Annotated in this window: 15 protein-coding genes and 1 other RNA gene; 4 read left to right on the top strand and 12 right to left on the bottom strand. The window is 43.4% G+C overall.

The window, feature by feature from the left end:
- The first annotated feature begins 14 nt into the window (after positions 1-14).
- Together FFF34_004195 and FFF34_004200 are read left to right on the top strand one after the other, a co-directional pair.
- Entirely contained in the window at positions 15-1,313 is a 1,299-nt protein-coding gene (locus FFF34_004195; GenBank protein ID TSD66616.1) for an NAD(P)/FAD-dependent oxidoreductase, read from the top strand.
- A 40-nt stretch (positions 1,314-1,353) separates the two neighbouring features.
- A complete protein-coding gene (locus tag FFF34_004200) occupies positions 1,354-2,607 on the top strand; it encodes a sodium:proton antiporter (GenBank protein TSD66617.1) in 1,254 nt (417 codons plus the stop codon).
- A gap of 9 nt (positions 2,608-2,616) precedes the next feature.
- Here the strand turns inward: FFF34_004200 and FFF34_004205 are convergent, their stop codons facing one another.
- The 9 genes from FFF34_004205 to FFF34_004245 form a co-directional block, all read right to left on the bottom strand.
- On the bottom strand, positions 2,617-3,231 hold the full coding sequence (locus FFF34_004205) for an FMN-binding negative transcriptional regulator (protein TSD66618.1): 615 nt from the start codon (positions 3,229-3,231) through the stop codon (positions 2,617-2,619).
- Between the two features lie 21 nt (positions 3,232-3,252).
- On the bottom strand, positions 3,253-3,825 hold the full coding sequence (locus FFF34_004210; protein ID TSD66619.1) for a dihydrofolate reductase: 573 nt from the start codon (positions 3,823-3,825) through the stop codon (positions 3,253-3,255).
- A gap of 43 nt (positions 3,826-3,868) precedes the next feature.
- Positions 3,869-4,816 carry an acetylornithine carbamoyltransferase gene (locus FFF34_004215; protein TSD66620.1) on the bottom strand — a complete coding sequence of 316 codons (948 nt, stop codon included), beginning with the start codon at positions 4,814-4,816 and terminating at the stop codon, positions 3,869-3,871.
- Between the two features lie 121 nt (positions 4,817-4,937).
- Positions 4,938-6,068, bottom strand: a complete 1,131-nt coding sequence (locus FFF34_004220) for an aminotransferase class III-fold pyridoxal phosphate-dependent enzyme (GenBank protein TSD66621.1) — start codon at positions 6,066-6,068, stop codon at positions 4,938-4,940.
- 56 nt (positions 6,069-6,124) lie between these two features.
- Positions 6,125-7,123, bottom strand: a complete 999-nt coding sequence (locus FFF34_004225; GenBank protein TSD66622.1) for an N-acetyl-gamma-glutamyl-phosphate reductase — start codon at positions 7,121-7,123, stop codon at positions 6,125-6,127.
- Positions 7,104-7,505 (bottom strand): cupin domain-containing protein, encoded by a 402-nt coding sequence (locus FFF34_004230; GenBank protein ID TSD66623.1) that lies wholly within the window; start codon positions 7,503-7,505, stop codon positions 7,104-7,106. The genes FFF34_004225 and FFF34_004230 overlap by 20 nt, the downstream gene beginning before the upstream one ends.
- A 10-nt stretch (positions 7,506-7,515) precedes the next feature.
- Complete coding sequence (gene argG / locus FFF34_004235) at positions 7,516-8,730, bottom strand: argininosuccinate synthase (protein ID TSD66624.1); 1,215 nt, start codon at positions 8,728-8,730, stop codon at positions 7,516-7,518.
- Between the two features lie 30 nt (positions 8,731-8,760).
- Positions 8,761-9,123, bottom strand: coding sequence for a four helix bundle protein (locus FFF34_004240; GenBank protein TSD66625.1), 363 nt, complete (start codon positions 9,121-9,123; stop codon positions 8,761-8,763).
- A 27-nt stretch (positions 9,124-9,150) separates the two neighbouring features.
- Positions 9,151-9,804: a GNAT family N-acetyltransferase gene (locus FFF34_004245; GenBank protein ID TSD66626.1), complete on the bottom strand. Its 654-nt coding sequence runs from the start codon at positions 9,802-9,804 to the stop codon at positions 9,151-9,153.
- A gap of 356 nt (positions 9,805-10,160) precedes the next feature.
- Between FFF34_004245 and FFF34_004250 the strand changes: the two genes are divergently transcribed.
- Positions 10,161-10,685, top strand: coding sequence for a 2'-5' RNA ligase family protein (locus FFF34_004250; GenBank protein ID TSD66627.1), 525 nt, complete (start codon positions 10,161-10,163; stop codon positions 10,683-10,685).
- On the opposite strand, the gene ypdA is transcribed toward FFF34_004250, so the two are convergent.
- The 3 genes from ypdA to FFF34_004265 all read right to left on the bottom strand — a co-directional run bounded on the left by ypdA (position 10,682) and on the right by FFF34_004265 (position 12,530).
- Entirely contained in the window at positions 10,682-11,638 is a 957-nt protein-coding gene (gene ypdA / locus FFF34_004255; protein TSD66628.1) for a YpdA family putative bacillithiol disulfide reductase, read from the bottom strand. The genes FFF34_004250 and ypdA overlap by 4 nt on opposite strands.
- A 98-nt stretch (positions 11,639-11,736) precedes the next feature.
- An RNA gene (gene ffs, locus FFF34_004260) (signal recognition particle sRNA small type) lies at positions 11,737-11,835 on the bottom strand.
- A 95-nt stretch (positions 11,836-11,930) separates the two neighbouring features.
- Positions 11,931-12,530 (bottom strand): 2'-5' RNA ligase family protein, encoded by a 600-nt coding sequence (locus FFF34_004265; GenBank protein TSD66629.1) that lies wholly within the window; start codon positions 12,528-12,530, stop codon positions 11,931-11,933.
- A gap of 73 nt (positions 12,531-12,603) precedes the next feature.
- On the opposite strand from FFF34_004265, the gene dinB reads away from it, so the two are divergent.
- The gene (dinB, locus tag FFF34_004270) at positions 12,604-13,788 is read left to right on the top strand and encodes a DNA polymerase IV (protein ID TSD66630.1); all 1,185 of its coding nucleotides are present in this window, start codon (positions 12,604-12,606) and stop codon (positions 13,786-13,788) included.
- Positions 13,789-13,867 lie beyond the last annotated feature (79 nt).

The following is a 13,867-nucleotide window of genomic DNA, read 5'->3' on the forward strand; positions in this document are numbered from 1 at the left end:
AGCAGCATATAAATATGGATAAACAACAAAAGGCAAAACCACGTGTAGTTATTATAGGCGGTGGCTTTGGCGGTGTGCAATTAGCCAAAAAGCTAAAAAATGCACCTGTAGAGGTTTTATTACTCGATAAACATAACTATCACACCTTTCAGCCATTATTATACCAGGTTGCCGTAGGCGCCATAGAGGCCGACTCGATAGGGTTTCCTATCAGGCGTATATTTAGCAGGCAAAAAAACTTCACGTTTCACCTGGCCGAAGTGCAAAGGGTAGATACCACTACCAATACGGTAATAACCAATGTAGGCAATTATGGATATGATTACCTGGTTATTGCTACGGGTGCCAACACCAATTACTTTGGCAACAAAGAGCTGGAGCATTTTACCCTGCCCATGAAAAACATAGCAGAAGCCTTAAATGTACGCAGCCTTATTATTCAAAATTTAGAAAAAGCCCTGGTAACAACAGATGAAGCCGAACGCGATGCCCTGCTTACTTTTGTGGTAGTTGGTGGCGGCCCAACAGGAGTTGAACTATCGGGCGCTATTGCTGAGCTGCGCGAGTTTATTTTATGCAAAGATTATCCCGGCTTATGTAACGAAGATATGAAGGTGTTTTTGGTAGAAGGTAAGCCCGAGCTACTGGCCGCCATGTCGCCGCAGGCATCGGCCAAAGCCAAAAAGTTTTTAACCGATATGGGCATCACCATTTTCAACAGCGTACACGTACAAAGTTACGACGGTGACCTGTTAGTTATTGACGATGGCACCGTTATAAAAACCAAAAATGTACTTTGGGCGGCAGGCGTTAGGGGCGAAGCGCCTGAGGGATTGCCAGAAGAAGTAATAGCACGCGGAGCACGCATACAAACCGACGAGATAAACCGAGTTAAAGGGTTTAGCAATGTGTTTGCCATAGGCGATGTATCGGCAGTTACCACTACCGATAACCCCCAGGGCTTCCCCGGTGTTGCGCAGGTAGCGTTGCAGCAGGGTAAGCAACTGGCAAAAAATTTAGTTTGCATTATAAATGGCAAACCAACCACGCCATTTAAATATAACGACTTAGGCACCATGGCTACCATTGGCCGTAATAAAGCCGTAGCCGATATTCATAAATTACGTTTCCAGGGATTTTTTGCATGGTTGTTGTGGATGTTTGTGCATTTGCTTTCGCTGGCGGGCTTTAGTAACAAGGCTATAGTATTTTTAAACTGGGCTTTAAACTATTTTACCCGTAATAGCGACAACCGGCTGGTGGTACATAGTTTTGATACAAAAACCATGATGATGGACCCCGTTGCCAAATAATAGGCGCTAACATTTAACAGATAATAGCTGTACAATATATATGAATATGTTCCTGATCATTGCGCTGTTAATAATGGTAAGCGCGCTTTATTCATATATAAATGCACGGTTTATAAAACTACCGGGTACCATAGGTATTGTAACGCTGGCCATTTTAGGGTCGGTGCTTACTTTAGTGATAGACAGGCTTAACCCCGGCATAGCCAACCACCTTACCGTTTTAGCCAAGCACATCAATTTTTCTACAACGGTATTAAATATTATGCTGGGCTTTTTGCTTTTTGCCAACGCCTTTAATTTAGATATACGCAAATTAAAACGGGAAATGCGCCCGGTATTAATATTAAGCACCCTGGGGGTAATTCTGTCGACTGCTGTTTTTGGGACCCTATTTTATTACATAACCGGCCTTATACATATTAAGATACCCTACATTTATTGCCTGCTTTTTGGCTCGCTGGTATCGCCAACAGACCCGGTGGCGGTTGGGGCCATCATCAAAGGATCGAGGTTGCCGGCCAATTTAGAAACCATTATATCCGGCGAATCGCTTTTTAACGATGGGGTAGGTCTGGTGCTATTCATCACTTTGCTGGAGATAACACAATCAGGCGTTAACAATATCGATTTTGGTAAGGCGGTACTGTTATTTGTACAAGAGGTATTTGGCGGCATAGCCATAGGGGCGGTTACAGGCTATTTAGCTTTTAAACTAATGAAGTCTGTATATGATTTTCAAACCATTGTATTGGTATCGCTGGCCCTGGTAATGTTTAATTCCCTGGCTGCTACTTACCTGCATCTTTCTATTCCCTTAGCGGTAGTTACCGCCGGGCTATTTGCCGGCGGGCGGTCCATCAATACCGACAATAAAGATCACTCGCATCAGGCATTAGAAAAGTTTTGGATACTGATAGACGAAATACTGAACACCGTACTATTTGTAATGATAGGCCTGCAAATGGTTAATGTGCCCTTTATAAGCAATTATTGGGTAGCAGGGGGTATAAGCATCATTATTATAATTGGCGCGCGCTGGGTAAGTATTATGTTGCCTTTAACATTCTTGCGCCGGTCGTTAAACGTAAATTACAGCAGTATAAATATTTTAACGTGGGCCGGTTTAAGAGGAGGGATATCTATAGCCCTGGCGCTATCGCTGCCGGCCTCGCCATACCGGCACTTAATTTTGTCGGCCAGTTATTTTATTGTGATATTTTCTATCATAGTGCAGGGCCTTACACTTAACAAGGTAATAAACGCGTCGTATAATATTAAGGAAGAGGAGAAATAGTCTGGGACGTCAATCCTTTTTCAGCTTTGCCATGTAAGCCGCTATTTCCTGCTCATTTTGATCGTTGGATGCTTTGAACGCCGAAATAATATTGTCTATCTCTTTCTGCGTTTTGTTTTGGCTTAATTTCTTTTTGCCTTGCAGGTCATCTACAATCAGCTCAAAGGCTACAATCCCCTTCATCAGGCCGTATTTAAAGTCGGGTGGTAAGTTATTCCACTGCTTCATGTAATCGGTTTCGTAAAAACCTATCATCTTTTCTAAAACTTCCTTTACCTCTTCATCTTTGTTAATGGGCGTTGCATTGCCATAGGCATGTACAGCTAAGTAGTTCCAGGTGGGTACGTTTAGTTCCTTTTCGTAATGTTTGGGCGAAACATAGGCATGCGGCTCGGTAAATATTACTAAAGGCCTGCAGTTAAAAATATCCTTAGCCTGGTGGTTGGCTTTGGCAAAATGCGATACCAATACAACCTTATTATCGCGCTGCTCTACTATAAAGGGTAGGTGGGTGGCGGTGGGTACATTATCAACCACGGTAACAATAGTGGCAAAGCTATACCTGCGCATAAATTCAACCGCTTCGGGGATATTATCAATAAGGTTGTATGCAGGTGTGTACATGGCTAATTAAGTATTATCCCGTTAAGCTCGTTTTGTTTCGTAATGTAATGCTATTACTCCGCAAGCAAATGTTTTAGATGCTATAAATTTCAGTTTGGTCATTTCGCGCACATCCTTAAATAAAGGTATGCCATGGCCAAGCAAAACTGGGTTTACAAATACCCAAAACTCGTCAATTAACCCCTCGCTTAGCAGTGAATGCGAAGCCCGTGGACTTCCAAATATCAAAATATTTTTCCCGTCCCGGTTTTTTATTTTATTGATGCTTTCGGCAAGTTGATTGCTAACAACGGTAGTGTTGTCCAGGCCCTCCTGGCTCATTGTTGTTGACAAAACAATTTTTGGAACTTTTTTGTACCATGCCGAATGTTCTATATCATGTTTTGATGCGTCCGGTCCGTCACCGGCGGTAGGCCAATAGCTTTGCATCATTTCGTAGGTTACCCGCCCGTAAAGTGCTGCATCGGCTTTATCTGTCATGGTGGCAACAAAGTCAAACAACTCTTCATTAACAGTTATCCAGTTCATTTCTCCGTTTGGCCCGGCTACAAAACCGTCAAGCGAAGCGTGCATGAAAAAAATTAGATTCCTCATTTTTATATAGGCTTTACAACATTTCCAATAACAATTGCTTTTTCTACAACGCTTCTAGCATTTGTTTTAACACAGCCTGGGCGGCCCATACGCGGTTACCTGCCTGGTGTATCACAACAGACTGCGCGCCGTCTAATATCTCGTCAGACAGCTCTAAATTGCGCCGTACAGGCAGGCAGTGCATTACTTTAGCATTTGGTGCTGCTTTAAGCTTATCGTTGGTAAGCATCCAGCTTTCGTTACCCGGATAAATCACGCCATAAGGCTCATAAGCCGACCAGTTTTTTACGTAAATAAAATCCGCGTCTTTAATGGCTTCATCCTGGTTGTGGGTAATGGTTGCACCATTTGTAAAATCGGCACAAAGCTCGTATCCTACCGGGTGGGCTATAGTAAAATCAACATCGGCCCTACACATCCATTCGGCAAAAGAATTTGGCACAGCCTGTGGCAGGGGCTTTATATGCGGTGCCCAGGTTAATACAACCTTTGGGCGGCTAACCGTCTTTAGTTCTTCGATAGTTACCAGGTCGGCAAGGCTTTGCAATGGGTGGCGCGTGGCCGATTCTAAGCTAACTACAGGCACTTTACAAAATTCAACAAATTTGTTAAAAATGGTTTCGCTGTAATCTTCCTTCCGGTTTTTTAAGCCGGGGAACGAACGAACTCCAATAATATCCGAATATTCGCCCATTACGCCGGCAGCTTCGCGGATGTGTTCAACCGTGGTGCCATTCATAATAACGCCGTCCTGCAATTCCAGTGCCCAGCCTTCTTTATCAATGTTTAGTACAATAACGTTCATACCCAAATTAAGCGCGGCTTTTTGGGTGCTCATGCGGGTGCGCAGGCTTGGGTTTAAAAAAACAAGACTTAATGTTTTATTCTTCCCTAATTGCTCAAAAGCGAAAGGATCTTTTTTCAATTGCAGGGCTTGGGCAACCAGTGCCGGAACATCCTTAACATCATTTACAGAAGAAAATAGTTTCATTAGTCTTGATTGTTTATTAGCCTCACCTTAAGTCCCTCTCCAATGGAGAGGGACTTAAGATGTATTTATATTTTGTAAAGAATTTGGTTCCTATATAAAGTCACACTGCTTTTAAGGGAAATTAGTGCTTGTAAAGTGTTGCGCAAAAAGCTTCTAAAAACCTATCAGCGTAAGCTTTTGTTAAATTAAGCGCAGGTAAAAGCCTAACAACATTTGGCTTGGCTTCGCCGGTAAATATGCGGTGCTTAAACAGCAGGTCTTTTTTAACGTGGGCAAGTTCGTCGGGCAAATCAATACCTATCATTAATCCCCGGCCGCGCACTTCTTTTATCTTGCTAAACTTCTTTAATTCGTTGATCAAGTATTCGCCTACTTCGGCGGCATTTTGCATCAGGTTATCCTGTTCAATTACCTCTAAAACGGCTAAGCCGGCAGCGCAGGCCAGGTGGTTGCCGCCAAAAGTTGTACCCAGCATACCATAAGCAGGTTTTATTTTTGGCGATATAATGATACCACCCACAGGGAAACCATTACCCATGCCTTTAGCCATTGAGTAAATATCGGCATCGATGCCTGCAAAATCGTGCGAGAAGAATTTACCGGTACGGCCATATCCGCATTGCACCGAATCGGCTATAAAAACGGCATTATATTCATCGCAAAGCGAGCGTATTTTTTGCAGGAACGGGGCAGGTGCCACTTGTATACCGCCAACACCCTGTATACCCTCAATAATAACCGATGATATATCGTTAGTTTTAAAGGCATCTTCCAAAGCTGCCTCATCATTCCAGGGCAGGAATATTACATTGTCAGTTTGGTTAATTGGCGCTACTATCTTAGGGTTATCGGTTACGGCAACAGCCAAAGATGTACGGCCATGAAAAGCCTTGCTAAATGCGATTACCTTTTTTTTGCCGTTATAAAACGACGCCAGTTTAAGCGCGTTCTCATTAGCCTCGGCACCGGAATTACAAAGGAATAATTGGTAATCTTCTTTGCCGGATAGTTGGCCCAGTTTTTCGGCCAGTTGTTGTTGTATGGGTATCTCTATAGAGTTAGAGTAAAAACCTATCTGGTGCAACTGGTTTTCCAGTCGCTTTATATAATGCGGGTGGGTATGCCCGATAGAAATAACGGCATGGCCGCCATACAGGTCAAGGTATTCGGTGCCTTTGTCGTCATAAACAAGGCTGCCTGCGCCTTTAACAATATTGATGGGGTTAATGGGATATACGTCGAATAAATTCATTATAAAATGGATACAAAATAAATACTTAATTAATTACTACTGCTACGGCGAGTGGCTTAAAAACCAATCGCCTTAAGTCGCAATCCTGCGCGCTCAACAAGGCCAAACAACAAGTTCATGTTTTGAACAGCCTGGCCGGAAGCGCCTTTAAGTAAATTGTCTAATATGCTGATTATAAATATTTTATTTCCGTGTTTTTTAACCTGTATAAAGCATTTATTGGTGTTAACTATCTGCTTTAGGTCTATATCCTTATTAGTTACATGCGTAAAAGGATGATTAGCGTAATACTCCTTGTATAGCTTTAGCACCTCTGATTCGTGCAGTTCGCTTTCGGTGTACATAGATGCAATAATGCCCCGGGTAAAATCGCCACGGTAAGGCACAAAGTTGATAGCCTTATCAAAACCAGCCTGCAGCTGATTTAACGACTGGTTTATTTCGTTTAAATGCTGGTGGTTAAAAGCTTTATAAACCGATAAATTATCGTTTCTCCAGGTAAAATGCGAAGTGGGCGACAAGCTTTGCCCTGCACCGGTCGAGCCTGTGGTTGCAGTTACATGCACCTCGTTGGTGAGCAAGCCTTTTGCGGCTAAAGGTAGTAACCCCAATTGCAGGGTTGTAGCAAAGCAACCCGGGTTTGCAATGTTTTGGGCTGTTTGTATAGCTTCGCGGTTCAGCTCGGGCAAACCGTATACAAACGTTTTGTTTTTGAGCTTTGCGTTTTGGCTCAGCCTAAAGTCCTGGCTCAGGTCAATTACTTTAATATTATCCGGTATGTTATTACTATCTAAAAACTTCTTAGCATCACCGTGCCCAACGCATAAAAATAGCACATCAATATTATAAGCCAGCTCCGATGCAAACTTTAGGTCAGTATCGCCAAACAGGTCGGTATGAACATCATATACAAAGTTGCCGGCGTTACTGGTGCTGTGTACAAAAGCGATATCTACATTGGGGTGGTTAAGCAGTATACGCAGCATTTCGCCACCGGTATAGCCGGCACCGCCTACAATACCTGCTTTTATATGCTTATAGGTTGATTCTGTCATTTTTTGTAGAGGGATAAGAGTATAAAATAAACTCCAGGTCGGTTTGCTCTTTGTTGCTTATAAAGTGTTTTTGGCCGGGATCGATCTGTATACCTTGCTCGGGTTTCAGGTCGCGCTCTACACCATCAATAGTTATTACGGCACGGCCCTTAAGTATGAAGAATAGTTGGGTTGCTTTTTCGTGATAGTGCAATTGCTCGGCGGTATCAGGCGGCATTAATTCTTGCTTAACAGATAGGGCATCTGTATCCACAAAATTCCAGCCGTGGCAGTCATCGCCCCATTTATAGTGGCTTAGGCATTCGCTCCGCGAAAAAACCGTAGCCCCCCCGCCCCCTAAAGGGGGAGTAGAACTGCCGGGAAGGTTATTAAGATTTTCCATTTTTTTAAGCTTATTCAGCTCCCCCTGTAGGGGGCTGGGGGGTATTTACTTTATGATATATCATTACCTGGTTGCCAAATATCTTGCTGAAGCCTTTAACATCTTCGCCGCTCCAGGCGTTGTTCATTTCGCCGTAGCTGCCAAATTTGTTCGACATCAGGTCGTGATCCGACTCGATACCTACCACCTGGAAACGATATGGGTGCAGTTGCACAAACACCTTACCGCTCACCTGTTTTTGGGTATCGGTTAAAAACGACTCAATATTACGCATAATTGGGTCATGAAACTGCCCCTCGTGCAGCCAGTTACCATAAAACGCCGAAAGCTGGTCCTTCCATGATAGCTGCCACTTGGTAAGCACGTGTTTTTCTAATGTATGGTGTGCTTTAATGATCACCATTGGTGCCGCAGCTTCAAAACCTACACGGCCTTTTATGCCGATGATGGTATCGCCTACGTGTATGTCCCTGCCTATGCCGTAGGGTTGTGCAATAGCCTGTAATGCCTGTATGGCTTTTGTTGGGTGATCGTATTTTTCGTTATCTATACCCACCAGTTCGCCTTGTTCAAAAATCAGTTCTAATGTTTTGGGTGTTGATTCGGTAACTTGTGTAGGCCAGGCTTCTTCGGGCAGGCCCAAATTTGAAGTAAGCGTTTCTTTACCACCTACAGATGTACCCCAAATGCCTTTGTTGATAGAGTACTTCGCTTTTTCGAAGTTCATTTCAACACCGTGTTTTTTAAGGTACTCAATTTCTTCTTCGCGGCTCAGTTTCAAATCGCGAATGGGGGTGATGATTTTTACCTCGGGCACCAGGATATTGAATATCATATCAAAACGCACCTGGTCGTTACCGGCGCCTGTACTGCCATGGGCAACAAATTCGGCACCAATTTCTTTAGCGTAGTTGGCAATAGCGGTTGCCTGGCTTACCCGCTCGGCACTTACCGAAAGGGGATAGGTGTTATTTTTTAATACGTTACCATATATCAAATAGCGTACGCAAGTATCATAAAAGTTGTTGGTCTCATCTACCACATGATGGCTGGTTACACCCATTTGGTAAGCGCGTTCTTCAACACCCTTTAATTCTTCATCGCTAAAACCGCCGGTATTTACTATTACCGAGTGCACCTCGTAACCCAGGTCGCGTGTTAAATAAATGCAGCAAAATGAGGTGTCTAATCCGCCGCTGTATGCCAGTACTACTTTCTTTTTCATGGTAAAAGGTGAAAGGTGAAAGGTGAAAGGTTATTTTCCATCTCTCAAAAATTTGATGAATGAGATAAGCATCGCTTTGATCTCGTTTATAGGTTTGTTAACTAAATCGTATTTGTCTTCAGAGATATATCCCAGGTCAAAGATCAAATAACATGTATATTCTACCTCCAATGCCGAACCTAAGGCATTATCAAGATAGTGGGTAAAGTCCTTATCAGTATTTTTTCCGCATCCTTCCACAATGTTCAATGGAATAGAATAAGTTGAGCGCCTAAGCTGGCTGGTTAAAGCGAATCTTTCTTCCACTGGCATTAAAGGCAATATTTCCAGATATACTTGTTTTGTAAACAAATGGGCTTTTTTCCAAATATCAAGTTTTTTATAATCTCTCATTACCTTTTTACCTTTAGCCTTTTACCTTTAACCTAACAACACGATCTTCTCCATGCGTTTTTTTATCGCATTCTCAATACGTTCCAGCAGCGTTGCCTTGTGCGTTATTTTCTTCATTTTTTCTTCGTACTGCTTTTGCACTACTTCCGGGTCAAACAACATAGCGGTGCACATGCAGTTTTTGCGGTCTTTGCTCATCAATATGTCGTAATTAACACAACTGGTGCAGCCTTTCCAAAAGTTCTCGTCCTGGGTAAGCTCCGAATAGGTTACCGGTTCGTAGCCCAATTCGGAGTTTATTTTCATTACCGCGAGGCCGGTGGTTAAACCAAATATTTTGGCTTGCGGATATTTTTTGCGCGAAAGGTCGAATATTTTTTGCTTGATGGCCTTTGCAAGCCCCGATTTGCGATATAGCGGGTTTACAATTAAACCCGAGTTGGCTACAAAATCGCCGTGACTCCAGGTCTCGATATAGCAAAACCCGGCCCAGGTGCCATCTTTATGCAGGGCTATAACCGCTTTGCCTTCCAGCATTTTATTAGCCACATACTCTGGCGAGCGTTGTGCAATACCGGTGCCGCGCGCCTTTGCACTCTCTGCCATTTCATCGCAAATCATAGGGGCAAAATCTGCATGTTGTGCAGTGGCTACCGTTATATCAAAATCTTGTATGGTCATTATAATAGAAAAAACTATAGGCTTTTAAACCTGTAATAATCAAATGGACGGTTGTGGAAGAAGTTAATAAGGCTTCTTGCAGGCAGAATTAAAATTTAATTCAAACCCGTGGGCTGTAAACCCGTCGTCGGCTGGGAGGGAAAAACAAAACGGTAGAAACTAAAGCAGCGGCAACCGGGGCAACGTTTGCCGGGGTTTCCATCCTGTTTAAGTTTTGTTTATTCATTGCAGTAAAATGCTTACTTTTTAATTTTGTGCAAATTATTGCATTAAATTTTACTTATGCAAGAAAAAACTATTATAATTTGCCCACGTAGTACAAACATTACACTTAATAAATACACTCATAACATCAATTGATTTTGCAAATAGAAACAGCACCACTGCTTTTAACGCTTAACTTAAACCCCCAGGCGCAGCTATTTTTTAATAATTTACGTAACAGGCATTTCCCGGCCGAGCGTAATTTTATTGACGCCCATTTAATGCTTTTTCATAAACTGCCGCCGGGGGAGGATAGCATATACAGTGATATCGAAAATATCACTCAGGTGGTTAGCTCCTTTGATTTACAGGTTGCAGGTATATCCGGCATTGGCAATGGGGTAGCATACAAGGTAGTTAGCCATAATTTGCAACAACTGCACAAGCAGCTTCAGCATAAGTGGGAGAAATGGCTTATACCGCAGGACAAGAATAAGCTTTGGCCGCATATCACTATACAAAACAAAGTTTCTGCAGAAAATGCTACTGAATTGCTACAACACCTGTCAAACACGTTTAAACCATTTAATATTACAGCGACAGGGTTAAGCCTTTGGGCATACATAGGCGGCCCGTGGCAATTTATAAGATCGTTTGATTTTATAGATAAGGCTTAACGCTTAGCCACAATATCGCCGATGATCATATCCGCGTGTATGCGCGAGTTTTCTATGAACCAAAGGTGTGTATCCAGTCCGCCGCAAACTACACCAGCAAGGTAAAGGCCGGGCAGGTTGGTTTCCATAGTATCAGGGTTGTACTGGGGGATAAATTTATCTTCGGACAGGATGATGCCCAGCTTTTTTAGAAATTCAAAGTTGGGTTTATAACCCGTCATGGCCATCACAAAATCGTTGGGAATGGTAATCAGGCCTTCGGGGGTTTCAATATCCACCTCGGTTTGGTATATTGCTTTTAAGCTGGAGCTGAAATAGGCTTTTATACTTCCTTCTTTTATACGGTTTATAATATCGGGGCGTACCCAATATTTTACCCGGCTGCTAATTTCGGGCCCGCGCACTACTAAGGTTACTTCGGCACCTTTACGATAGGTTTCTAATGCCACATCAATTGCAGAGTTGCTGCTGCCTACCACCACCACCTTTTGCGAAGTGTAGTAATGAGGATCCTGGTAGTAGTGTTTTACTTTTGGCAGCTCCTCGCCGGGGATGTCCAAATTAACCGCGATATCATAAAAGCCTGTAGATAGTATCACTTTTTTAGCCTGGTAAGTGACTTTTGTGGTAGTAATGCTGTAACCTCCATCAATGGGCTTTACGTTGGTAACCTCTTCAAACAAGTTAAGCGGTAGGTTATTGGATAATGCTACACGGCGATAATACTCCAGGGCATCGTTACGGGTGGGTTTGTTGTGCACGGTAACAAAGGGTACGCCGCCTATCTCCAGCTTTTCGGATGTAGAGAAGAAGGTCATGGTTGAGGGGTAATTGTACAGCGAGTTTACCAAACAGCCTTTCTCGACAATAACAAAGCTAAGCCCCGCTTTTTGAGCCGCCAGGCCGCATGCCAAACCAATGGGGCCGCCACCTATAATGAGTATATCCAGCATGATGCGAAGATAATTAGTTTGAGGTATACTTTGGGGGCGACTATGTTATTATAATGTAGAATGTGATTATATGCCCTTGAAAAAGTTGATTGCACAAAAAAGGGTAAGCTACTTTTATCGCGCCGCTCAACTCTCTACCCTTGCTGCGTTCCCACCCTGGGGGAGTTCAAGAGGAGCTGGCCGTAAAAGACTTACCCCGGCGCAAAGATAGAAAAAGGATGCGTTTTGGGTTAACAAAATGTTAAAAAAGCATAACCGGCTGATTTTGAGAAAGGTTGTTTTATATAGCACATCAAAACAAACCTATCTGGCTCTTCGTCTCATCGCTGTCTAAATATTCAAGTGGCCGGGTACCTCTGAACTGGAATTTTTTAAAAGGTTCCCACTGGGGCAGGCCGCCAAAGGTTTCGCGTTTTACAATAGTAAGCTCATTTATCAAAAAGGGTTCTACCAGCTTTTTGTGATGAAAATGCGGCCACAGCGTGTTAAAATGCGTTTCGGGAATGTTGCGCACTACGGTAATCTGGGGTACTAATGTTTTGCGGATACCCAGGGTCTTTTTTAACAGCGTAAACCAGGCATCAACAGCGGGCGTAATGCGGATGTGCGCGTAAATGGTGTACTGCGCATGCAAATGAGTGAAGTACTTAAACCCATCAATATGCAGCAAAATGGGCGGTATTATGTTGATAGCGTTCTCCATTTTAACCACCGTAGTATCAGCAAAGAAAGGCTTTTGGCGCTCGGCGTGCAGTACAGATATATGTGCAGGCGCGTCCATACTTTTAAAATTACCGATGTGTTTTACCGATGCCTTTTTGTACTTGCCTATCAGCTCCTTGATAGGTTCAGGCGGCGAGAGGAGAAAGAGATAATCGGCGTAGCTGGTCATAAAAAAGGCGATTTGTTAATCACAAAATTGCTAATAATTTTAGTATTTCAAATAAATATTTCATATTTGTTTTATGGTTCCAAAGCGGTACATCGTCCACATCGATCTGGATTCGTTTTTCGTTTCGGTTGAGCGAAAGTTCGACCCCTCGCTCATTGGCAAGGCTGTTATTATTGGCGGCTCGGCAGATAGGGGCGTGGTAGCATCCTGCAGTTACGAGGCGCGAAAGTATGGCGTGCACTCGGCTATGCCCACAAGGCAGGCACTAAAGCTTTGTCCGCATGCTATTGTGATACATGGCACCCACGGGCGTTATTCAGAGGCCTCGCGCGAGGTTACCGAGATCATCCATCGTTCGGTACCGCTATATCAGAAAACATCGGTAGACGAGTTCTATATCGACCTGTCGGGTATGGAGCGTTTTCACGACCCATACCAAATAGCCAGCAACTTAAGGCAAACGGTGATACGCGAAACCGGGCTGCCTATTTCCTTCGGCATGGCGTCCGGTAAAACTATAGCTAAAATGGCAACCAACCAGGCCAAACCAAACGGGCAGCTATATGTACAGCATGGTAAAGAAAAAGAGTTTTTAGCACCACTGCCAATTGGCAAAATACCCGGACTTGGCGAAAGTACCTGCCAAAAGCTTTATCAATACGGTATCGAAAAAATTGGCGACCTGCAAAGGGTTAACCTAAAGTTTTTAGAGGCTGTATTTGGCAAGGCAGGCACTTATATTTATAACAAGGCTAATGGCATAGACGACAGCGAGATAGTACCGCACAGCGACCGTAAATCCATCTCGACCGAGCATACCTTTCATAACGATGTAAAGGATATGCGCACGCTTGAAAATATTTTGGTGAGTATGACCGAAGAACTGGCCGGTAAATTAAGGCGCGAAAACAAGGTGGCATCGTGCCTGGCCATTAAAATACGCTATGCCAATTTTGAGACCCATACCCAGCAGCAAAAAATAGCCCTAACCGCTGCAGAGCATATATTAATACCCGGCATAAAAAACCTGCTTTACAAGGCATGGAACAAACACCGGCCCATAAGGCTGATAGGTGTAAGGCTAAGTAACCTATGCACCGGCAGCTACCAAATAAACCTGTTTGAGGATAATGAAGAGCGCATACGGCTTTACCAGGCCATGGATACCATTAACTTTCGCTTTGGCGAAAAAACAGTTTGCCGCGCCGCCGGGATGGAAATAGGGGCGAGAACGTTTAACCCGTTTTTAAAGGGGTAGAAGTATAAGGAGTGTTAATACCGAATGATGAATTTTAAATGATGAATGTAGAAGTTGCCTTCATTATTCTATATTAAGT

It is taken from the genome of Inquilinus sp. KBS0705, from assembly GCA_005938025.2.
In the GTDB taxonomy this organism is placed as follows: domain Bacteria; phylum Bacteroidota; class Bacteroidia; order Sphingobacteriales; family Sphingobacteriaceae; genus Mucilaginibacter.

Excerpts from the sequence above, each read along its gene's own strand:
- FFF34_004195 (TSD66616.1), top strand. The coding sequence starts at position 15 with ATGGATAAACAACAAAAGGCAAAACCACGTGTAGTTATTATAGGCGGT.
- FFF34_004200 (TSD66617.1), top strand. The coding sequence starts at position 1,354 with ATGAATATGTTCCTGATCATTGCGCTGTTAATAATGGTAAGCGCGCTT.
- FFF34_004205 (TSD66618.1), bottom strand. The coding sequence starts at position 3,231 with ATGTACACACCTGCATACAACCTTATTGATAATATCCCCGAAGCGGTT.
- FFF34_004210 (TSD66619.1), bottom strand. The coding sequence starts at position 3,825 with ATGAGGAATCTAATTTTTTTCATGCACGCTTCGCTTGACGGTTTTGTA.
- FFF34_004215 (TSD66620.1), bottom strand. The coding sequence starts at position 4,816 with ATGAAACTATTTTCTTCTGTAAATGATGTTAAGGATGTTCCGGCACTG.
- FFF34_004220 (TSD66621.1), bottom strand. The coding sequence starts at position 6,068 with ATGAATTTATTCGACGTATATCCCATTAACCCCATCAATATTGTTAAA.
- FFF34_004225 (TSD66622.1), bottom strand. The coding sequence starts at position 7,123 with ATGACAGAATCAACCTATAAGCATATAAAAGCAGGTATTGTAGGCGGT.
- FFF34_004230 (TSD66623.1), bottom strand. The coding sequence starts at position 7,505 with ATGGAAAATCTTAATAACCTTCCCGGCAGTTCTACTCCCCCTTTAGGG.
- argG (TSD66624.1), bottom strand. The coding sequence starts at position 8,730 with ATGAAAAAGAAAGTAGTACTGGCATACAGCGGCGGATTAGACACCTCA.
- FFF34_004240 (TSD66625.1), bottom strand. The coding sequence starts at position 9,123 with ATGAGAGATTATAAAAAACTTGATATTTGGAAAAAAGCCCATTTGTTT.
- FFF34_004245 (TSD66626.1), bottom strand. The coding sequence starts at position 9,804 with ATGACCATACAAGATTTTGATATAACGGTAGCCACTGCACAACATGCA.
- ypdA (TSD66628.1), bottom strand. The coding sequence starts at position 11,638 with ATGCTGGATATACTCATTATAGGTGGCGGCCCCATTGGTTTGGCATGC.
- FFF34_004265 (TSD66629.1), bottom strand. The coding sequence starts at position 12,530 with ATGACCAGCTACGCCGATTATCTCTTTCTCCTCTCGCCGCCTGAACCT.
- dinB (TSD66630.1), top strand. The coding sequence starts at position 12,604 with ATGGTTCCAAAGCGGTACATCGTCCACATCGATCTGGATTCGTTTTTC.